Source organism: Streptomyces sp. NPDC051243, assembly GCF_044455405.1.
In the GTDB taxonomy this organism is placed as follows: Bacteria; Actinomycetota; Actinomycetes; order Streptomycetales; family Streptomycetaceae; genus Streptomyces.
Map to the genome: position 1 here is coordinate 658,900 of NZ_JBITES010000001.1, position 21,640 is coordinate 680,539.

Sequence of the window (21,640 nt, forward strand, 5' to 3'; positions counted from 1 at the left end):
CTTACTCGACCAGACCGTGATGTTCGAGGATGAACTTCTTGATGAATTCCACGACATCCGCCTGAGTCGCGCCCCAGGCTTCCCCCCGGGAGCTTAGTTGGACCTCAAGCCATCGAGTTACCAGTTCGACCTTGCGGGCCTCCAGCTCACGCCGGTCCTCTTCCTTGCCGTGTTCGGCGACCCGCACAGGCTCGTTCCTGTCCTCCGCCACCAGGCCCCTGGCGGCGGGCGCCGCGCCTTCCATCGACGCCGGGTAGCGGCCTCGCCCACCTCTGCGCGTGCGTGATTCCCTCTGGCGGTCAGCGCCTTCGAACTCCGCGAACGCCTCGTCGAAGGTCATCTGTCCGCGAGCGATGAGGTCGATGGTCATGGGGGCGAGCGCCACGTTCTCGGGATCGCGCACGGACTCACGTACGTACATCAGATAGACGACACGCCCCAGTTTCTCGCGCTCCTTCTTGGTCACGGCCGGGGACCACATCCCGGTTTCGAGGAATTCCTGCATCATTTGAGCAATTGTCGCGTCCTTGAGATCCAGCGACTTCAGCGCGCTGACCGCATCCGGGTCCAGGTCGGCAGATCTCTTCAGTTTCCGGTTCACACGGCGCGATATCTTTTCCCAAACGTTCTTGAGCGTTCCGAAGATAGCCGGATAGGACGTTATCCCCTTCACTTCCGAGTTGGTGGCATGCGACGTGGCGTGCCAGTCAAATATTCGTTGCCTGACGTTCCTGTTCCTGCTCTGATCGTTCTCGTCCTCGCGACCGATCGTGTATCCCATCATGGAGCGAGGAATGTGTGACCCCCGGGCCAGCATGTGCGTAACCGCACCGGGGAAGTCTGCCCCGTGCGAGATGTTGGGGAGCTCTTCGATCGGGATGTCCCGCGTCTCCCGGTCGTCAGCGGCGAGGAATACTTCATCGTTGGTGATCCGCTGGGCCGCGTTGCGCACACTCCGCAGCTGCAGGACGTCCGTCACGGCCAGCCGAATAATGCGACGGATTTCGTCCCCGGTCGGCACATAAGCGGATCCGGCATTGCCCTCCGGGTTCAGCCTCGCCAGGACGTCGCGCTGGGACCCCGACTTTTCCGCTTCCAGTGAAGTGAGTCGATACCATACGCGCATCGCACTCAGCGACAGCCGGAACGGTATACCGGTTGTGCCACGCGCCAGCATGCTCCGAATACGAGGACGAATACGCGCCAGGATCTTGGCCAGCCGCTCGTCCTTTGACTCCTTCGAGTCCTCTTCCTTCTTCCGCTGATCCTTCTTCTGCTGCTTCTCCTTCTTGGGGTCCTTGTCCTTCCGCTGCCCGTCCTCGTGCTTGTCGCGCTTCGGCTTCTTCGAATCCTTGCCCTGGTGCTCGCGCTTCGGCTGCTTGCCGTCGTCGTCCTTCTTCTTCGGCTTGCCGGGCGCGTCGCCGTCCTTGTCCTTCGTCCTGTCCCGACCCTTGTCCCGGTCCGCGTCGGGCTTCCGCCTGCCCGGAGCGTCCTTGTCCTCGGACCTCGGCTTGCTCGGGTCCTGGTCCTTGGGCTTGTCCGGGTTCTTGCCGTCGGTGTCCTTGGGCTTGCCCGTGGTGTCCTTGTCGTCCTTCGGCCTGTCCGGGGCCTTGGGATCGCTGCCCGTCGGCTTCGTGTCCGGCTCGGGCTTCGGCTTGGCCGGGGGTTCCGCCCTGGGCTTCGGTTTCGGTGTCGGAGTCGGTCTGGTGTCCGGCTTCTCGTCCTTGTCCTTCGGCTTGCCGTTCTTGTCCTTGCTCGTCGCGGGGACGGGCTTCTTGGCGTCGCCCTCGGTCCTGGGCCTACCCGGCGCGCCGTCCTTGCCCTGGCCCGGCTTCGGTGTCGCGGCCGTGCGGGTCTTCGGGTCGTCGGCCGGCTTCTTCGCGGGGTCGGTCGGGGGCCTCCTGTCGCCGCCCTTGTCGTCCGCCCCGTCGGCCCCCGCCCTCTTGCCCCCGCCCGGCTTGTCCCCCTTGCCCTTGCCGCCGAGCTTCGCCGCGATGTCCTTGAAACGGCGGCCGACCTTCGCGACGTACTTGCCGATGCCGCTCAGCAGCGCCTCATAGGCGAGTTCGAGCAGGGCGACGATGCCCGCCGCCACCGCCTTCGCGAAGAGGACGCCGGCACCACCCCTGCGCACCGCCTTCAGCCAGTCGAGTACCGCGCCCATCGCACGCAGGATCTCGCCGAGGGCCCCGATGGCTGTGCGGATGGCGTCGATGACGGCCATGACCCAGCCCGCTCCCGGGATCAGCTTGGCGATGACCTTCGTGATGACGATCTCGCCGATGATGAAAGGGAGCTGGGGGACGATCGCGTCCCAGGTCTCCTTGACGATCTGTTCGAGGGTGATGCCGCCCTTGATCAGCTTGTCCAGGATGGCCTTCGGGACCCCGATGATTTCCTGGATCTTGGACTGGAACCAGTCCTTGACTGCCGCCTTGACCTCGCGGAACAGGTGGTTCTTCGCGCCGTCCACGGCGGAGTTCTTGGCGCCGCTCAGCCAGCCACCGGGGTCGGAGAGGAAGTCGACCGCGATGAGCATGAACTCGCCGAGCGCGCCCAGCAGCTTGGAGGCGAAGTCCAGCACGGCCTTCACCGCGGCCACGATCGCCTTGACCACGTCCAGGAGCGCCTTCTTCAGGACGTCCAGGATGCTGCTGAGGAGCTTGCCGATGGCGTTCAGCAGGTCGGTGATCGCCTGCTTCAGCGCCTCGGCCAGGCGGTTGACGAGGGCGATCGCCGCTGCGATCAGGTCCGTGATGAACTTGCGGATGCGGGCCGCCAGTTCGATCACCGCCCGCACCATCGCCACCGCGAACTCGATCAGATCCTTGATGAGGTTCTTGATCGCCTCGACGATGCCCTTGCGCGCCTCGTTGATCCAGCGCTCGACCGTGTCCTTGAAGTTCTTGATGAAGCCGACGACCGCGTCCCGCGCCGCCCGGATGACCCGGACGATCGCGTTCTTGATCTCGATGACCTTCTGCTTGATCCAGTCGAAGGCCTTGGTGATCCAGTTCCCCGAGTCCTGGACGGCTCCGTCGCGCTGTTTCTCCGCGTCGCGCTCCGCCTTCTCGCTCTCGTCCTGGATGTTCTTGTCGCTGCCCTCCTTCTCCTTCTCGACGTTGTCGTCGGTCTGCTTTTCCTTGTCCTCGACGTCCTTGCGGACCTTGTCGTGCCGCTCGGTCTTCTTGTCGCCGAGGCTCTTGAGCTCCTCGTCCTGCTGCGTGCGCCAGTCCTCGCGCTGGGCGGTGACCTCGCCCATCGCCTTCTCGCGCTCACCGGCCTGCGTGTCGGTGTTCTTCGCGATCTCGGCGTCGACCTGCTGCTTGTGCTTGGCCTGCGAGTCACGGAAGTCCCGGTCCTTGGCCTGCCGACCCTCGGACATGCCCTTCTGGCCGTCGCTGAACGCGGCCTGGAACTGCGGCCCTTGTTCGTGCTCGGCCACTTCGGAGGCCGCCTCCGGCGGTACGGCGCCGGTCGCTCCGCCGCCCTCGACCGCCACGCCCTCGCCGCCCTGCGCCCCCGGGACCTGAGCGCTCAGCTCCTCCTTGGGGGCGTTGGGGTAGACCTGGTCCTCGCCCATGCCCCGGCCCGCGTCGTCGCGCGCCGTCGCGACGGTCTCCTGGCCCTTGGCATCGACATGGCCGTCCTGCTCGCCGGCCGTCTGCTCCGCCGAGCCCTTCATCTCCACGCCCGGCGCGTTGCCCGCCTGGGCCTGCTTGAGCGCCTCGTCCTTCGTCGGCAGCCCGGCGAACTTGGCGGCCAGCTCCTGCGGGTCCACCTCGAAGCCGAGCCAGCTCGCCACCTTGCCGATGCCGAAGCCGAGGGCCATCTTGAAGGTGTCCCAGCCGCCGGGCTCCTCCGCCTTCTCCGCCTCGATCTGGCCCTCGGGCTCCTTGGCGCCGGTGACCTCCGCGTTCTCCTGCTCCGGCGCCTGGGCTTCCTGCGGCTTGTCCTGGGAGTACTCGGCCGGGGCGTCCGTCTTCGGCTTGCCCTGCAGAGTCTGCGGCGCGCCCGCCGGGCGCTGCATCGAGGGAGGTGCGGAGGCCAGCGTCTTGTGCTCGTCGCCGACCGTGCGGTCCACCGCGCCGCCGACCCCGCCCATGGCCTGAAGCGCCTTGTGCGGCTTGAGCTTCGAGGCCGTCGCCAGACCGGCCTCCGGGGAGACCCCGGAGAGGTTGGGGACCGGGGCGGAGTCCTTCTTGCCCTTGCCGGGGGCCGGGGCAGCACCGCCGCCTCCGCCGGCACCACCACTGCCGCCACCACCGCCACCGCGCGCGGCCTTCGGTGCCGGGGCGCTCTCGCGCTCGGCCTGGGGCTCCGGAGCCGCCTTCGGCGACGCCGGCTCCGACTTCGCCGCCGCGGCGGGTGCGGACGCGGGCGCCGACCGGACCGGTGCCGCCGGCGTCTCCGTACGAGCAGGCTCCTCCGTACGGCTCTCCCGTGCCGACGTCTCACGGGCCGACTCGGCACCGGAGACCCCCGAAGTCCCGGACGACCCGGACGAGTTCGTCGTACCGGTTCCTGCCGCCCCGTCGGATGCCCCGGGCGCTGCGGTCGCGCCTCCCCCGACGGAGGACGGCTCCTGCGCGGGGCCGCCGCTCTGCTCCCCCTGCGCGCCGGGCTGCGCGGCTGCACCACCGTCGCCGCCGCCCCCGTCGGCTTCCTTCGCCCCGGCGTCGTTCTGCGCCGACTGGGCGCCCTTCGCCTGCGGGGACTCCTTCTCCGGCGTGGCGCCGCCCTTGTCGCCCGCCGCGGTCGTGCCCTTCTCCTCCTTGTCGGCCGACTCCTTGGCCGCACCGCCGCCCTCGGACTTCCCGTCCTGCTTGCCCGGCGCGTCCTGCACCGTGGTCTGCGCGGCGACCGGTCCCGCCTTGGGGTCGTCGCCGCTCTTGGGGTCCCTGGTAGCCGCGGCGGACTGTGCGGTGGCCTGCTGCAGCGCCAGACCTCCCAGCCCGGTGCCGCTGTCGGGCCCGCCTTCGGTCTCCGGGGCCGAAGACTCCGGCTCCACGGCGGTGTCGGCCGGCTCCTCCTCGGGCTCGGCCGCCTCGTCCTCGGCGTCCTCCGCCTCGCGCTCGGCCTGGATCTGCTCGGCCCTGGTCGGGGACGGGGCCGGGAAGGACGGAGCCGTCCGGGCGGCGGACGCGGACGGGTCCAGCTTGTCCGCGGTCGGCACGGCGGACACATCGGGGTCCTGCTGCGGAACGAAGTCGTCCGGCTGCAGCTTGACGTCCCAGGCGCTCGGCTCCTCGCCGCCGACCTCGACCTCCGACTGGCTGCCGGAGCCGAACGGGTCGTCGTCGGTCTCCTCCTCCACGCCCGCGAGATCCTGGTTGCGCTTGCCGTCGAGCGTGCTGAGCCTGCCGGGCAGCTGGGTGTCCTTGCCCGCCGCAGTGGGCGACCCGGTCGCCTTCTGCTGCCCCCGCTTGTCCTGCGGTTTCAGCTGCCGTCCGGCCACCGCGGCCTCTGCCGCGCCCGGGCGGTTCTTCGCCGCGGACTCCTCCTTGCTCGCGGCGGCCGCGTCCTGCCGCTCGGTCTGCTCCTGGCCGCCCTTGTCCTTCTCCTTGCCCGCCGCGTCCCCGGACTCGTCCTTGCCGCCCGGCTCCGCGGAGCCCTTGCCCGACGCCGGTCCGGCGGACTTGTCCTCCCCCTGCTGCTGTCCGCCGCCGGACCCCGAGGAAGCGGACGAGGTCCGCTCCTCCCGCGAGGCGGCCCCACCGGACGCCGAGCCCCCGCCCGATCCGGATCCCTGAGCCCCTGGCGCCCGCTGCCCCGCCCCACCGGGCGCACCCCCGCCCTGCGGAGTGGTCCCGTGTTCCTGCGTGCCGCCGTTTCGCGGGGTGCTCCCGGCCGCGCCCTCCTCGACGGCCTGCTCCTTCTCCGGCCCGGGCGCCGCCCCCGGCCGCTCCTCCTCGGTCCGCCGCTCCTCGGCCGTCCGCAGCGCGTTCTCGCGCTCGGTCCGCACCTCCTGGGCCGTGTCCGGCTCGATCTCGGGGGCGTCGTGCGCGTCCCGTTCGAGTCCGCCCTCGGCGTAGTCGTCGTAGGCCTCGATCTCGTCGACGAGGTCGAGCACCCGGTCGTGTTCCGGGGCGAGCAGTCGGCTCTCCAGGCGTATGAGGACTCCGTCGAGCAACTCACCAGGCAGCCTGGCGAGTTGCTTGCGGGTGCGCTGGGAGAGGTCCTCGGGGTCGCCGCGCAGGGAGCGGACGACCGAGTTCGCGAGGCGGTCGACGAGGGTCGCCGGGTCGATCGCCTCGGCGCGGTTGCGGTCGGCGTCGACAGTGGCGTACCGGAGCCATCCGGGGGTGGCCTGGTCCTGCTCGACGTCGGCCCGCTCGACGGCCCCGGCCTCCGGCTGCGCCACGAGCTCGCGCGCCGCCGATTCCGCCTCCCGCTCGATCGCCTGCTGCGGCAGGCTCACCGCGCCCAGGTCGCGCCCGGCGCGCAGGGTGCCGAGGCCGTGCGGGTTCTGGACGGTGTGCAGGAGCTCGTGGGCGAGCAGGCGGCGGCCCTCGTCCGTGCCCGGCTTGAAGGCGCCCTCACGGAAGAAGATGTCCTGGCCGACGGCGACCGCGTCCGCGCCGAGCAGCTCGGTCAGCTGCCCGGCGTCGCGGTCGGTGTGCAGGCGTACGCGGCTGAGGTCGTGGCCGAGCCGCTCCTCCAGCTCCCGTCGTACCCCGGGGTCGAGGGGCTGGCCTGCGCCGCTGACGATGTCCTTGGGTTCCGGCGTGCGGGACTTGGCGGCGCGTTCCTTGCGCTTGCGGCGGCGCTGTTCGGCCGACTGCTCCGAACGGGCCTCCTGGGACTGGGAGTTGCTCATCGCGTCATCTCCCCGTGGCCGCTGAGCCCTTCGTGCACGACGCGGGCCAGTTCCTGGCCGAGGCGGCGGGCGGAGAGTCCGGCGGGCAGCGGCGGCAGGCCGGTGAGCGCGTCGACCGCCAGAGCGCCGTCGGCGGCCAGCGGGACGCCGTGCGCCCGCACCAGGCGGGTCAGCTCCTGTTCGAACGCGGCCGAGACCCGCTCGGGGTCGGCCCTGAAGCCCTGGAGGGCGAGTTCGCCGATCTCCACCCGGATCTCGCGGGGCTCCTCGGACGCTCTGCCCGCGCCCGGCCGGGACGCCGGTTCCCTGTTCACACCCATCCGCGGACCTCCGTCGGCGTCAGGGAACGCTCCAGCTTCAGGTACTCCGTGCGCGCCGCCGCCAGCATGTGCCGCATCTGCAGCCGGTCGCCCTCCTCGGCGGCGAGGAAGGCTCCGGACAGCGCGATGTTGCGGATCGAGCCGCCGGCCACGGTCAGTTGGGCGAGGAGCGCCGGGTCGATGTCCTTCAGCGGGGCCCGCGACGGCAGCACCCGGCGCCAGATCTCCGCGCGTTCGTGCTCGCCCGGGAAGGGGAAGTCGACGACGAAGCGGATGCGGCGCATGAAGGCGGTGTCGAGGGCCTTCTTCATGTTGGTGGTGAGGATGGCGAGGCCGCGGTAGGCCTCCATCCGCATCAGCAGGTAGCTGACCTCGAGGTTGGCGTACCGGTCGTGGCTGTCCTTGACCTCGCTGCGCTTGCCGAACAGGGCGTCGGCCTCGTCGAAGAGGAGCAGTGCGCCGCCTCGTTCGGCGGCGTCGAAGACGCGGCGGAGGTTCTTCTCGGTCTCGCCGATGTACTTGCTGACGACCTGGGAGAGGTCGACGATGAACAGGTCGAGGCCGAGCTCCTTGGCCATGACCTCGGCGGCCAGCGTCTTGCCGGTGCCGGAGCCGCCCGCGAACATCGCGGTGACGCCGAGGCCGCGGCGCAGGGTGCCGGCGAAGCCCCACTCCTGGTGGACGGTGGCCCGCTGCCGCACGTGCGCGACGATCTCGCGCAGCACGCTGGTCTGCCGCTCGTGCAGGACCAGGTCGTCCCAGCCGGCCTCCGGTTCGATCCGGCGGCCCAGGGCGTCCATGCCGACGCGTGCCTCCTCCAGCCCGGCGCGCCAGGCGAGTTGGGCCGCGTCCAGTTCGTCCTCGTAGGGCAACCGGCGACGTACGGTGGCGGCGGCCGAGCGTACGACATGCGGGGGAAGCTGGAACTGCGCCACCAGGGAGCGCAGTTCACCGTCGTCGAGGTCGGCGACGGGCTGGAAGGCCTGCGCCCACAGCTCGACCTGCTCCTCGTCGTCCATGCGCGGCACGGCCACCCGCGCGCCGTGCGGCCGGTCCGTGCGCAGCGGGTCCTCGCTGGAGACGACGACCGGTACGGCGGCCCCGGCCAGGAACGCCTCGGTCGCCGCCCGCTGGTCGCGGTCCAGCTCGCCGACCTCGACGAGCAGGGCGGCGGGCAGGAGGATCGCCTCGCGCTGCCAGAGCCGGGCGAGCCGGTCACGCTCGGCGGGATCGGTCGGTATGTCCTCGGCGCCCATGGCGTACAGCCCGAGGCCGGACCGGGCGGCCGCCGCTGCGGCGATGTCGGCCCGGCTGCGCAGGTCACCGCCGGTCACCTCGACGAGCATCGGCGCGTCCGGGCTCGCCCCCGTCGTCCAGCCCTCGGCGGCCCGGCTCGCGGCCAGGTCGTACGACGGCGGCAGCTGTCCCGGCACCGGGGTGCGGCGCAGGCGGCCGTGCAGACGGGCGTCCAGGTAGGGGGAACCCAGCAGGAAGTGCAGGATCCGCTCGTCGAGCCGGAGTCGGGAGGTCGTCAGCCTCGACTCGTCGTCCAGCTCCACGATCCGCCAGCGTCGCAGCGGCGCCACGGGGGTGAGTGCGCTCCAGTGCGGTTCGGCGAGGGCGGCCAGGGCGAGGGAGAAGGTCGGGTACGCCCGCTGCGGGTCGCCGCCGGCCGCGGCGCAGCGCGCCGCCGTCGTGGGGTCGAGTTCGTCGGCGGCGGTGAGGAGGATCAGGTCGCGTTCGAAGGTGGTGAGGCCGAAGCAGCCGACCAGGGCGTCGAGGGGGGCGGTACCGGGCGCGGCCAGGGGGGCCGGGCTCGTGGAGCCGGCGGCGTCCGGCTCGGGCGCCTCCGCCTGGCCGACGCCTGCCGCGTGAGCGTCGATGCGGGACAGGACACGCCGGATCTCCGCGGTCAGCGTCACGTCGGCGTCGTGCCCGTCCGCCGTCGCCGAAGTACCCGGTGTGCCCGGCTCGTTCGTCCCCATGCCCTCACCTGCCCCCGTCGCTCGCATTCCCTGTCACTGCTCCGTGTTCTCGCCGACGCCGTCCGCCTTCCGTGGGCCGGGGGGTGCCGGCCGAGGCGTGCGGGCGGCCGCCTTACGGGCGCGTGCCGGGGTTTTGGCGACGGCCTTCGCGGCTTTCTTGGCCCCGGCCGGGGCCTTCTTCTCGACGGCGGCCGGGCTTCCCTTCCCAGCGGGAGGTCGGCTCTGAGCAACCTCGCTCGCGGGAGCCTCGGCCGACGGCTTCTCAGGCCTCGGCTCACCCCCCGGAGGGACCGGCGCGCCCGGCGCACCGAACGGCAGCACCCGGACCTCGGGCCGCTCCACCGGCTTCGCCGGCACGGGTGTCTCGCGCCCGTCGATGAAGATCAGGGACGCCTGGTAGACCACCGACAGCGAGTACGGGGTCTGGTAGAGCATCCCCCACAGCTTCGACGTCTCGTCGATGTCCATCACCGTCGGCGAGAACCGCACCCGCTGTGCCGCCTCGGCGAGGTCGCTGCCCGCCAGGTAGGGGCGTTCACCGGCCTGTTCGACGACGTCCTTCGGCAGGATCGGGATCTCGTGCAGGGTGCGCACGACGGTGCCGATCAGCCGCTGCCCGACCAGTTCCGTCTCGTCGCCGTACGCGCTGATCAGGTAGTGCAGGTCCAGCGCGGCGGCCGGCCGCTTGACCAGCTTGCCGTCGGCGGCCCGGGTGGGCAGGTCGTTGTTGCGCATCGCCGTGTTGGGCGTGACCTGGTACAGAAACACGTTGATGGTGGGGTGGTCCGGCGGCTCCGCCGGCGGCTTGCGCGGTTCGACCTTGACGGCCTCGCCGAACTCCGGGCCCACGTTGTTCTCGAGCAGCAGGGCGAGGGCCTGGGTGACATGGGCGATGGCGAGTGCGTTGCTCATGAAGTCGGTTCCTCGGTTCCTCGTTCCGTCATGTCACTCCCGCCCTCGCGCCAGGTACTCGGCCAGGCTCAAGGTCGCCCCCGTACGGCCCGTCGCGGGCGTCCGCTGCCGGCTCCCGCCGGACGGTGACGGCCCCGCCGTCACCTCCAGCCGCCCGATCTGCACCTGGACCACCTGCTCGGGTGCCTTTCCGGGCCGCCGGGCCGCGGCCTGCCGTACGGCGTCCCGTGCCGCCGCCGTGTCCGCGGCGCTGGGCCGCAGGGGGGTGGACACGGCGGCGGGGGAAGCGGCGCCCCTGCCCGGGGGGTTGGGCACGGGCGCCGCGCTCTGGGTGGAGTCCCGCTCCTGACGGGTCCGGCCCACCGCCCGGTGCCCGGCGTCGGGCAGCGGACGCGGATCCGTCGCGACCGGTGCGACGGGGCGCAGCAGCGGCGCCTCGGGCAGGGCCCTCGGGGCGGGCCGCGGTGCCGGGTCGGACGGGGTGCGCTCGGTGCGTACGACCGTGCCCTCCCGCTCGGTGTGCGGCCGGGCGGCGTGCGGACCGGGACGCGGCACGTCCGCGGGCCGTACGTCCGACGGCGTGGTGGAGGGCCACAACAGGTCGGCCCCGTCGTCCGGTTGGGGTGCCATGGCCCGTACCGCCTCCACGCGTTCGAACGGGCCGGGCAGCCGGGGACGTACCCGTACCACACCCGGGCGGGGTCCGGCGGCGGCCGGGGTGTGCCGGGCGATCAGCCGGTCGAGGAAGTCGGGAACCGGCGCCCCTTCGGCGTCAGACATCCGCACACAGCTCCAGGTAGTAGCGGCGCCGCAGCGGGCTGAGCGCCAGGATCTCCGGCTCGCTCCAGCCGTACGAGGTGGCGAGCAGATGGACGTCGAGCAGCAAGTCCCTTGCCCAGGCGTCCAGTTCGGTCCAGAGGTACGAGGCGATGTCCAGCTCGGCCCGGGTCGCCTCACCGCACTCCGGGCAGCCGACGTTGAGCGTCACGTCGGCCCCCGGGTCGGCGGCCTCGACGGCCTGGGCGATCCGGCGCTGCACCGGGACGGGCAGGTCGGCCGCGGCTACGGCCGACCCGTCGCGCACCGCCGAGACGAGGCACCGGGCGAGCAGGGCCGCGCGCGGGTCCGCCGCCCGGGCCGCCGCCGTAAGGTCGGCGACACCGGGCAGCCGGAACTCGACGTCCCAGCCGTCCTGTCGGACACGGACCACGGAGTCACCCGGTGTGCCGGGCCCGCCCAGCGACCTCGCGAACTCCCCGGCGTCCAGGTCGAACTCCATGTCCTCCCCGCACGCCGAGCACGCCAGCCGCACCTGCATCCGCTCCCCGAACAGGGCGCGGCGCAGCGCGAACAGGTCGGCCTCGCGCTCCCCCACCGGCAGCACCGGCAGGCTCGCGGCGTCGACGTCCGGGCGTGCCGTGCGGTGCAGCAGCAGGGCGCGCCCGGTCGGCGCCTCGGCGAGGCCCGCCTCCCAGGTGGCCAGCAGTTCGGCCGCCCCGGTGATCGCCATCTCGTCCCCCCTTCAATTACCCGCTGCTCAGGCGGGGTTGAGGAACGACGGCTCCTCCGGCTCGGGCACCTCGTAGTCCCGCTCCCAGCCCTCGCACTCGAGCTTCAGCGACTGGATGGCCACCGCGTTGGCGTTGGCGTCCAGCTCGCCGAGGACCTGGTACTCGCTCGGCCAGGTCCGGTACAGCTTGTGCGAGACGGCGACCTGGCCGGCCTCGTTGAGGACCTGGATGACTATGTCCTTGCGGAAGTCGGCGAGGGACACCTCGGAGCCGAGGCCCGCGCCGACCTGCCAGACCTTGTTGGCCCAGCGGTCGAACTCGGGGTCGTGGGTGACCCCGCGCTCCAGGGTGATGCCCTCGAACTCGGAGCGGCCCGGCGACTTGCGCGGGGAGGAGGGGTCGCCACCGTGACGGTGCTTGACGACCTCCGTCGTCCGCTTGAGCGGACTGATCTTGCTGATGCCGGCGACCGTGCGACCGTCCCACAGGACCAGGAACTTGAAGTTCTTGTAGGGGTCGAAGCGATGCGCGTTGACCGTGAACTCAGCCATCGGATTCCTTCAGTTCTCCACGATTCCCCGCGCCTAGAGCGCGAACTGCCCGGACGTCTGCTGGATCTTGACGATCACGAACTCCGCCGGCCGCACCGGAGCGATGCCGACGAGGACGTTGACGATGCCGTTCTCGATGTCCTCGGCGGTCGTCGTGTCGCTGTCGCACTTGACGAAGTACGCCTCGCGCGGGGTGCCGCCCTTGAAGGCGCCCTGGCGGAAGAGCGTGTGCAGGTACGAGGAGGCGGCGAGCCGGATCTGCTGCCACAGGTTCTCGTCGTTGGGTTCGAAGACCACCCACTGCAGACCGCGCTGCAGGCTCTCCTCGACGTGCAGCGCGAGCCGTCGCACGGGCACGTACTTCCACTCGCTGTCGAGCGCGTCCGAGCCCTCCAGCGTGCGGGCACCCCAGACGACCGGCCCGGTCACCGGGAAGGTGCGCAGGCAGTTGACGCCGAGCGGGTTGAGCAGGCCGGTCTCGCGGTCCGTCAGGTTGACGGTGAGCGAGTGCACGCCCGCGAGCCGCGCCTCGGTGCCGGCCGGGGCCTTCCACACGCCGCGCTCGGAGTCGGTGCGGGCGATGACGCCGGCGACGGCTCCGGAGGGCGGGAAGGAGCGCAGCCGGCCCGTGAGCGGGTCGGTGAGCTGCAGGTGCGGGAAGTACAGACCCGCGTGGTTGCCGCGCACGGCGTCGAAGGCGGCGAGCCCGGCGCGTGCGGTGTCGACGCTGACCCAGGTGCTCGGCGCGTCGACCAGCAGGAAGATCCGCCGCTCGGCGCACAGCCGCTGGGCGGCCGAGATGACCGTGAGCGCGTCCTCGACCTTCTCGTACGCCGCGAGCTCCGGCAGCGCCAGCAGGTTCACGTCGGCGACGCCGCGCAGCGCCTGGATGCCGCTCTTGTCGCCCTCGGAGCCGATGAGGTCGCGCGGGCCGGGCGCCGCGCCGTCCTCGCCGCCCTCCAGCGGGAAGACCGGCGGGTTGACGGAGGCCTCCAGGCCGAGGTCGTTGGCGCACTCGCCGAGGAAGCGGACGACGTCCTCCGGGTCGGTGGAGCCGGCGACGACCTGGATACGGCGGCCGAAAGCGGTGACCTCGGCGCCGGCGAAGGCGTGCTTGCCGGGCGCGTCGGGCAGGGCGCGCAGCTTGCGCTCCAGGAGCAGCGCCAACTCGGCCACCGAGCACGGGGCTTCGCCGTCGCAGTCGGGGTCGTAGAGCTTGAACTCGCGCTCGACCTCGCCGATCTTGACGGTCAGGTCGACTTCGAGGTTCGGGAGTTCGTCGCCGAAGGGCTTGGAGACGGTGCCGGACGGGTCGGGGCGGCCCTCGCCGACCACTTCGACGCGGATCAGCTTGGAGCCCGCGTTGATCACGGTCTGCGCGTAGCGGCCGTGCGAGGGGTCCATGGACAGACCGGTGAAGCTCTCGCGGGCGTCGCCCTTGGCGTCGTAGACGCGCAGGTTGAACGTCTCGTCGGGGCACGGCGTGTCGTGGTCGACGGCGACGCGCAGGCCGTTGCCCCAGACGCCGGGTTCCTTGGCGTGGACCTCGAGGACCGGGCCCTCGCTGTGGCCCTCGGTGGACTTGAGGGTGACGCAGGCGGCCTTGCCGCTGCCGGCCTTGGCGACGCGGACGATCACCGCCACGGTGCCGCCGTTGCCGAAGAACTGGTGGACGGCGTAGCCGACGGCGCTCTGCGCGCTCAGGCCGCCGAAGCGGCGCTCGAACTCCGTGAAGCTGGTGACGCGTACCGCCTCGTTGAGCGGACCCCGTCGGGTGTGACCCACGAAGGCGGTCACGGACGTGGTCAGGGTCGAGATGGTGCGGGTACTGCTGGGAAGTTCCTCTACGTAGACGCCGGGATACGTCGGCTTGGCGGCGCTGACCGCGCTCATCGGCATTCCCCCTCCTACTCCCTGTCTCGGGTACCGGACAAAGGCACCAAGAGATGGCAGAGGGAGGCATTCCCGACCCGGCGCACGAAAACGCCACTCACACGAGCGACGCCATCACGTGCACCGCACCAGTTCCCCCGTCATCACCGTGGGCGGTCGGCCGCACGGCTCAAGCAGCACACGCTTGTGACTCCTGATGCTCAAGTGCTCAACACACCCTCACGCGTTCGAAGTTGACCGAGCAAGGCGCCTTCAGGCCACCCCGGGAGGCGATTCGGTGAAGGGCACATCGCAGCATCCGCACATCCCGCCTGCACGCCCCGGCCAGGTGGTTCACAGATCCCGCACAGGGGTGTCGCCGCCGAATCCCGCACGGCCCCCGGCCGCGACCTTGAGACCATCAACCCTGCGGTTCGACTGGTCGCACACCCATGCGGCCTCCCCGAGTCGCACACAATCGGCAGTGGCTGGTTTCCCGCGGGTGACTCGAACCCACCCAATGCGTGCGGCCGAGGCCGCAACTCCCCATGGGCGTAGGCGCTTTACGCACGAGGGACCCTGGTGAGCCCGTCGGGACCACGGCTAGCGTGTCGACGGGGAGCCGCCAGGGGGACGGGGTGAGGCGCCGAGATGCCTGCCGGACAAGGAAGTTGGGAACTGGTCACGGCGAATACCCAGATCCTCGCCGTGCATGCCGCGTTGCTGCCGTCGGGCAAGGTGCTCTGCTTCAGCGGCTCCGAGCACGACGAGAAGCCACCGGATCCGGCGAGCGTCATCAATGCCACCCGGCTGTGGAATCCGGCGACCAGCCAGATGGAACGGGCCGGCGGCCCCCTGACGGACGACCTCTTCTGCGCCGGTCACTGTCTGCTGCCCAGCGGCAACGTGCTGGTCGTGGGCGGGACCGAGCACTACGAGGACAAGGCCGACCCAAAGCATGCGAAGGTCGACCACTTCACCGGGACCGACACGGCCATCATCTTCGACTGGCGCAGCGAGCGCTGGCGCTCGGTCGACCCCATGGCGGGAGGCCGCTGGTACCCGACCTGCATCACCCTCGCGGACGGCCGTGCCCTCGTCCTCGGCGGCCACGGAGACGACCAGGGGCCGCACGAGAACACCGGCATCGAGATCTTCGACCCGGCCGACTGCACGTGGTCGAAGCCCAGGGTCACCACCCCTCCCCTGGAGGAGACGGGCGGCGTCACCCACTACCTCGGGAAGGAGATCCGCCCCATGGTGTACTACCCGCGGCTGCACCAGCTGCCCGACGGGCGGATCTTCTCGTCGACGGCCCTGCGCGTCGGCGGCCGCCGCAGGACCAGAAACATCGACCCGTCACGCATGACGACCGCCGACCTCGGCCCCCCTCCACCAGGACAGTCCCCCGGGCAGGCCGGCGACCCGTTCTGGCCGTTCAACGTCTACGCCCGAGCCGCGTTCCCTTCGGTACTGCTCCCCTTGGTCCCACCGCACTACGGTGCCCGGATTCTCATCTGCGGCCAGCGCCGACCCCAGTTCTTCGAACCCCACAACGCCCATCTGGGCTGGCGCCCCACGGGAGAGCGGCGGCCCGACCCGTTCCGGGCCTACGCCAACGCCGTCCTGCTGCCCGACGCCTCGGTCCTCGTGGTCGGCGGAGCGACCTCGGAACGCCTTCCCGTCTTCGGCGGCGGCAGGGACGGGGACGCCGTGCACTGGGCGGAGCGCTACGTCCCGGAGTCCGACACCTGGGAGAGGCTGGCCGAATCCCCCAACCGGATCGCGCGGGTCTATCACTCGGTGGCGCTGCTCCTGGCCGACGGCCGGGTCTGGATCGCCGGCTCCAACCACGACAGCGACCGCAATCAGGGCGGAGTCCGCAAGGACGACCCGTCGAAGGGAGACGCGCGGGAGCTGCGGATCGAGATCTACTCGCCGCCGTACCTCTTCACTCGCGACGCGTCGGGGGAGGTCTTGCCCGCTGCGCGCCCCGCTGTCGGCAGGCTGCTGATGGGTGCCGGACACGGCCAGGAGTTCCGGGTCCCCACGCCCCAGGCGGCCAGGATCCTGCGCGTGCACCTGATCCGCTGCGGCTCGGCCACCCACGCGTTCAATCCCGACCAGCGACTCGTCGCCCTGCACATCACACGGCGGGAGGACGACGCGATCACCGTCCTGATGCCACCGAACGGCCGGGTGGCGCCGCCCGGTTACTACCTGCTGTTCCTCGTCGACCTGGAGGGCACCCCCTCCGTGGGCCGGTTCGTCCGGCTGCAGGCCGAGTATCCCCTGGCCGAGGTCTACATCGGGCGCCCGGCGACCGCCCCCGACGTGCCCGACCTGCCGGTGGGCACCAACGTCCTGGAGGTGCCCCAACCCGTCTGGGACCTCGGGACCTTCGACATCGGCAGGACCAGGACGGCACGGATCTTCTGCAAGAACGTCGGGACCGGGGGGCTGAGCATCTCCTCGGAGGGATTCTCCGGGGACTTCCGCACCGAGGACGAGCCCGACTCACCGCTGACGGGCACGCGCGGCAGGAAGAAGAACCTGGACGTGACCATCACCGGGTCGCCCGCTTCCCGAGGTGGTCTCGCGGTGCTGGAGGTGAGGTTCACCCCGACCGAAACGGGCCTCCACACCGGTTCGTTGCTGGTCCACACCAACGCCGCGGACCTGGGCGGCTTCCATGTGAACCTGCGCGCGAACGTACGTGGTTTCTCCGTGGCGCTCGTACCGCCGGGTTCCGGGCGGGACGTAGCGTTCGGGGAGGTCGAGGCCGGAGCCACGGCGACCCGGACCGTGATCGTTCGCAACGAGGGGTCGATCGACGCCGTCATCGACGAGTTGTTCATCGACGACGACGGCGCCCCGAAGGGCTTCGGCGCGCCGGTGGTCCTGTCGGACCGCCTGGTCCCGGTGGGTGCGTCGCGCTCCTTCCTCGTCTGGTTCTCTCCGCGCACCGTCGGCCCGGCGCAGGCGGAGCTGGTCCTGGAGACGAGTGATACGTCCGCGCCGTCCAGGTTCACCGACCGCCGCACCCTCAGGATCAGCGCGGTGGGAGTGGGACCGCGCCTCGAAGTGGCGCCCGCCCGGCTGGCGTTCGGCCCGCAGGCGATCCGGACGGTCAGTCCGCCGCAACGGCTCACGGTCACCAACACCGGATCCCGCCCGGCGGCACGGGTCAGCCTCGCGGTCAGCCGGGAGTGGCGTGTCACCACACCGCTGCCCGGCACCGCCCTGCCACCCGGTGGGGTTCTCACACTGGACGTCGTCTTCAGCCCGGGACACTCCGGCCCGCTGGCCGGCACGCTCGTGGTCGACGCCGACACGCTGGACGGCCCCGTCGCCGTAGCGCTGGAAGGCACCGGCGTGGCCGCCCCGATCACGCTGCTGAACCCCGGCGCACTCGCCTTCGGCGACCAGCCGCTCTCCACCCACGGGCTCCCCAGGACACTGACGGTGAGCAATGAGGGCGTGCTCGATCTGGAGATCGGTGCCGTCGATCTCGTGGGGCCGCACGCGGGTGACTTCAGCGTCACCGAGGACCGGTGCCGGCGGGAGACCATCCCACCGGAGCGGTCGTGCACGGTCGCCGTCCTGTTCACCCCGAGCGTTCTCGGGGCCCGCAGCGCCGAGCTGCGGATCACCGACAACGCCTCCGGCAGCCCCCGCACCGTCGCGCTCACCGGCACGGGCGTCCCGGCGCCCGTGTGCGGGGCCGACCCGACCGCGGTCGGCTTCCCGCCGCAGCGCGTGGGCACCGCGGCCGCGCCTCAGCAGGTGACCCTGACCAACAACGGAACCGGTCCGATCACCGTGACCTCGGCAGCGGTCATGGGAGCCGCGGCGGGCGACTACACGGTCCAACAGGGCTGCACCGGCGGACCGTTGGCCCCAGGAGGAACCTGCGTGGTCGAGGTGACCTTCCTGCCGACGGCGATCGGCCCACGGGACGCCGAGCTCGTCGTACGTTGCGCGGCTCCCGTGCCCGGCCTCTCGGTGCCGCTGACCGGCACCGGTCTCGGCACCGTGGTGACGTTCGACCCGCCGGGGCTGGTGTTCGGTTCACAGCCGGTCGGCACGTTCAGCGCACGTCAGGACCTCCTGCTGTTCAACACCGGGAACACGGAACTGACGATCCAGAGTCTCTCGGTCAGCGGCGACTTCCGCCACGACCACTCGTGCGGTGCGCTGCGGCCGAACGGTTACTGCCGAATCAGGGTGATCTTCCTTCCGACGGCGAAGGGCACCCGCACCGGCGAGGTACACGTGACGGACAGCTTGGGCCGGACCCACACCGCCGCCCTGCTCGGCACCGGGGTGTGACCGGGGTTCTTCGACGCGCACCTCTTCTACAAGTGGGCCGAGCACCCGGCCCTCGACGGCCGCCCGGCGGTCGGCGACGACTGGGGCGAGGCGCTGGTGGAGGCCTTTCCCGGGCAGCCGCTGCGACTGGACCCCAAACGGCCTGGGTGGTGGACACTTCACGGTACGTGGCGCGCGAGGGCGGACTGCGCCGCACCCGTGAACTGGAACTCCACCACGACGCCCTCGACCGGCTGCACCGGCTGTACATGGAGTCAGGGGTGCGCGCTCCCGTGACGACACCGGGTACATGCGAAGGATCCAGCCGGAGTACGAACTCCGCCTGCGCGCTGGTGACTGACCGAGCGTCGGTCGCCCGGTACCCCTGGCCGTGCACAGGGAGCGCAGCTACCGTGATCGACCGGCCTCCGTACGGGAGAACGGCAGAAGGAGTGAGGGTGGGCGCAGAGGGGTCGGCACCTGTGCTGGTCACCGGTGGCAGCGGGTTCGTCGGCAGTCATCTGGTCCAACGGCTGCTGGAGCGCGGCTACGACGTCCACGCCACCGTGCGCGGCACGGCCGACGCGGCGAAGGTACGGCCGCTGCGGTTGATGCAGGAGGCGCATCCGGGCCGGCTGTCGCTGTTCGAGGCGGACTTGCTGACGCCGGGCGCGTTCGACGAGGCGATGAGCGGCTGCCGGGTGGTGTTCCATGTGGCATCGCCCTTCCGCGTGCCGGAGAAGATCAAGGACGGCCGCCGGGAGATGGTCGACCCGGCCCTGCTCGGCACGCGCAACGTGTTGGCGGCCATCGAGCGGACGCACACGGTCGACCAGCTCGTCCTCACCTCGACCGTGGGTGCGATCTTCGGCGATTACGCGGACGTCGCGGCCATGGACGACGGCGTGCTGTCGGAGCGGTACTTCAACACCACCAGCACGGTGGAGAACAACCCCTACCACTACGCCAAGACGGTCGCGGAGCGCGCGGCGTGGGACGCGGAGGCCGCCCAGGGCCGCTGGCGGATGGTGTCGGTCAATCCCGGCCTCATCCTGGGCCCCTCCCTCACGCCCGCCTCGGAGTCCGGCAGCCTGTTCCTGCTTCAGGAACTGTTCAAGGGCTACTTCTTCTACGGCGCCCCGGACTTCAGCTTCACCACGGTGGACGTGCGCGAGGTCGCCGACGCGCACATCGCAGCGGCGGAGAACCCGGCCGCGAAGGGCCGCTACATCCTCGCCGCCGCGGCCATGACGTCCTTCCACGAGATGTCCCGAATCATCCGGACCCGGCACCCCCGTGACCTCCGCCTCCCGCGCACCGCGCTCCCGCACTGGCCGGTACGCGTCCTGGGACCGGCCTTCGGGCTGAGCCAGGACTACATCCGCAAACACCTCGGCATCCGCTTCCGGGTGGACAACAGCCGCAGCGTGAACGAACTGGGCATCACATACCGCCCGATCGAGCAGACGCTCCTGGATCACTACGAGGCGTGGCGGAGCCAACGCGCCGCGAAGTGATCCAGGACCGAGATCCACCCCAAGCGTCGAAGGTCACAAAAACGTATCGGACATTTCACACGTCAACCTTCACGTGAGACACACAAGTTGGTTAGGTTACGCCTCAGGCCGCACGACGACCTCCGGCGATCCCCGCCGGGACGTGCGGCCTCCGCCGAGTCCGGTGCGCCCTCGGGGGCCACTGGAGCCGGGGACCCAACCGAACTTGGGGTGAATCGGCCCAACCGCCTTTCGAGGCAAGGGCCGTAGGGCACACCTTCCGGACAACCGCCCGAACCCGTCACCTAACCCGGTAGGCGGAGCACGGAAGGAGTACGTCGCCCATGGCGCCGGAACGAACCGCGCGTCCGGGGGCATTGAGCCTCCCCGGCATGCGCAATTCCGCACTCGCGTCGGCGGCCCTCACCTCTGTGGCCCTGCTGGCCCAGACGGCCAACGCCGCCCCCTCGGCGAGGGACGAGGCGCCGAGCCGCGAGGAGGTCAGCCGTCGGGTCAGCTCCCTCTACGACCAGGCCGAGTCCGACACGGGGACCTTCAACGCCACCCGCGCGGCGGCGACGGGACCCCGCAAGCGCGCCGACCGGCCGAGGGACGCCGGGCGCGGAGCCGCCGCAGGGGCCCGTGGCGAGGAGAGCAGGCGCGGCGACCCCGCCCTCGACAACGTCACCCGGCAGTGGTTCGACGCCGCCCGCTCGAAGGTGGGCCCGACCGTCCCGGCGACGCTGCCTAGCGACCGAATACCGGCCCGCCCCACCGGGACACGCCCCACACGCCCGACGGAGCGCACGCCGGAGGACCTCACCGACCGGGCACGGGAAGCCTCCCGCCGCGCGGCCCTGGAGCTCCCCGCCGGGCCGGTCGCCGAGCTGCCGTCCGCGCCGGCCACGGGGAGGGCGCCTCTGGGGGAGCTGACCGCCGGCCCCGTCGCCGCCCTGCCGCCCGCTCCGGAGGCACCGCAGGAGACCGACTGGAGCGCCCTGGACACGCAGAGCGCCTTGAGCACCCAGACCGCCCTCGCCCTGCCCGCCCCGACCGCCGAACCCACCGGCGGCTCGGCAGCGGACCCGCAGCAGCGGTCCGCACTGCGGACTACCAAGGAGCACAACCAGCGCAAGCTCGACCGGGCGCGCGAGCTGCTCTCCGCGTACATCACCCAGCAGAGCACGGCACTCACACCCGCTCCGTCCCAGCCCTCGGCCGAGACACGCTGGGAGGCCCTGCAGGACCTGGGACCGGCCGACCTGACCCCGGTCCCGGCCGACCCGGCGGCCCGCTCCGACACGGGCCGGCCCTTCTACACGAGCCAGACCCTGGACACGAGCCAGGCTCTCGTCACGAGCCAGGCTCTCGTCACGAGCACCGCCACCGCCTCCCCCACCCCCCAGGACACCCGAGCCGTGCGGGCCCTCGACTTCGCCCGCGCCCAGATCGGCAAGCCCTGCGTCTGGGGCACGACGGGCCCGGACGCGTACGACGGCGGGGGCCTCACCCAGGCCGCCTGGAAGGCCGCCGGCATCGCCCTCCCCCGTACCCCGCAGGAGCAGGCGACCGCCGGCCGCGGCATCGCCCTCGCCTACATCGAGCCCGGCGACCTGGTCCTCTTCCACGCCGGGCACGTCGGCATCTACTCCGGAAACGGCATGATGATCCACGCCCCCGGCCCGGGAGCGGTCATACGCGAGGAGTCGATCCACTTCGCCGGGGAGTCGGAGATCCACAGCGTGATACGACCTGCCTGACCGTGATACGACCTGCCTGAGAACAAGGGCCTCGTACTTCTTCGGGGCCCTATTTTCCCGCGCGGGACATGAACTGCGCTCCCCCTCCGTACAGTTGGCTCG

11 protein-coding genes and 1 riboswitch are annotated in these 21,640 nt (G+C 71.4%); of the genes, 3 read left to right on the forward strand and 8 right to left on the reverse strand.

The features are described 5' to 3' along the window. Position 1: 1 nt before the first annotated feature. Genes ACIBAG_RS02925 through ACIBAG_RS02960 form a run of 8 tightly spaced genes read right to left on the reverse strand, consistent with a single transcriptional unit; the run spans position 2 to position 13,998 of the window. Complete coding sequence (locus ACIBAG_RS02925; RefSeq protein WP_399100236.1) at positions 2-6,820, reverse strand: DUF4157 domain-containing protein; 6,819 nt, start codon at positions 6,818-6,820, stop codon at positions 2-4. Continuing rightward, positions 6,817-7,140: a hypothetical protein gene (locus ACIBAG_RS02930; protein WP_399100238.1), complete on the reverse strand. Its 324-nt coding sequence runs from the start codon at positions 7,138-7,140 to the stop codon at positions 6,817-6,819. The genes ACIBAG_RS02925 and ACIBAG_RS02930 overlap by 4 nt, the downstream gene beginning before the upstream one ends. Then, the gene (locus ACIBAG_RS02935) at positions 7,131-9,125 is read right to left on the reverse strand and encodes an ATP-binding protein (protein ID WP_399100241.1); all 1,995 of its coding nucleotides are present in this window, start codon (positions 9,123-9,125) and stop codon (positions 7,131-7,133) included. The genes ACIBAG_RS02930 and ACIBAG_RS02935 overlap by 10 nt, the downstream gene beginning before the upstream one ends. Positions 9,126-9,158: 33 nt before the next feature. After that, the gene (locus ACIBAG_RS02940) at positions 9,159-10,037 is read right to left on the reverse strand and encodes a DUF4255 domain-containing protein (RefSeq protein ID WP_399100243.1); all 879 of its coding nucleotides are present in this window, start codon (positions 10,035-10,037) and stop codon (positions 9,159-9,161) included. Positions 10,038-10,070: 33 nt separating this feature from the next. Continuing rightward, positions 10,071-10,817 carry a hypothetical protein gene (locus ACIBAG_RS02945; protein ID WP_399100245.1) on the reverse strand — a complete coding sequence of 249 codons (747 nt, stop codon included), beginning with the start codon at positions 10,815-10,817 and terminating at the stop codon, positions 10,071-10,073. Then, positions 10,810-11,547 (reverse strand): hypothetical protein, encoded by a 738-nt coding sequence (locus tag ACIBAG_RS02950; protein ID WP_399100247.1) that lies wholly within the window; start codon positions 11,545-11,547, stop codon positions 10,810-10,812. The genes ACIBAG_RS02945 and ACIBAG_RS02950 overlap by 8 nt, the downstream gene beginning before the upstream one ends. A 27-nt stretch (positions 11,548-11,574) precedes the next feature. Beyond that, a complete protein-coding gene (locus ACIBAG_RS02955; protein ID WP_004003113.1) occupies positions 11,575-12,099 on the reverse strand; it encodes a phage tail protein in 525 nt (174 codons plus the stop codon). A 33-nt stretch (positions 12,100-12,132) separates the two neighbouring features. Next, positions 12,133-13,998: a phage tail sheath family protein gene (locus tag ACIBAG_RS02960; protein WP_399100249.1), complete on the reverse strand. Its 1,866-nt coding sequence runs from the start codon at positions 13,996-13,998 to the stop codon at positions 12,133-12,135. A gap of 624 nt (positions 13,999-14,622) precedes the next feature. Between ACIBAG_RS02960 and ACIBAG_RS02965 the strand changes: the two genes are divergently transcribed. The 3 genes from ACIBAG_RS02965 to ACIBAG_RS02975 all read left to right on the forward strand — a co-directional run bounded on the left by ACIBAG_RS02965 (position 14,623) and on the right by ACIBAG_RS02975 (position 21,538). Beyond that, on the forward strand, positions 14,623-18,303 hold the full coding sequence (locus ACIBAG_RS02965; RefSeq protein ID WP_399100251.1) for a choice-of-anchor D domain-containing protein: 3,681 nt from the start codon (positions 14,623-14,625) through the stop codon (positions 18,301-18,303). A 437-nt stretch (positions 18,304-18,740) separates the two neighbouring features. Next, the gene (locus tag ACIBAG_RS02970; RefSeq protein ID WP_399100253.1) at positions 18,741-19,799 is read left to right on the forward strand and encodes an NAD-dependent epimerase/dehydratase family protein; all 1,059 of its coding nucleotides are present in this window, start codon (positions 18,741-18,743) and stop codon (positions 19,797-19,799) included. Positions 19,800-19,941: 142 nt separating this feature from the next. Further along, positions 19,942-20,114, forward strand: a riboswitch (cyclic di-AMP (ydaO/yuaA leader). A 56-nt stretch (positions 20,115-20,170) separates the two neighbouring features. After that, complete coding sequence (locus ACIBAG_RS02975) at positions 20,171-21,538, forward strand: C40 family peptidase (protein WP_399100255.1); 1,368 nt, start codon at positions 20,171-20,173, stop codon at positions 21,536-21,538. The last annotated feature ends 102 nt before the right edge of the window (positions 21,539-21,640 follow it).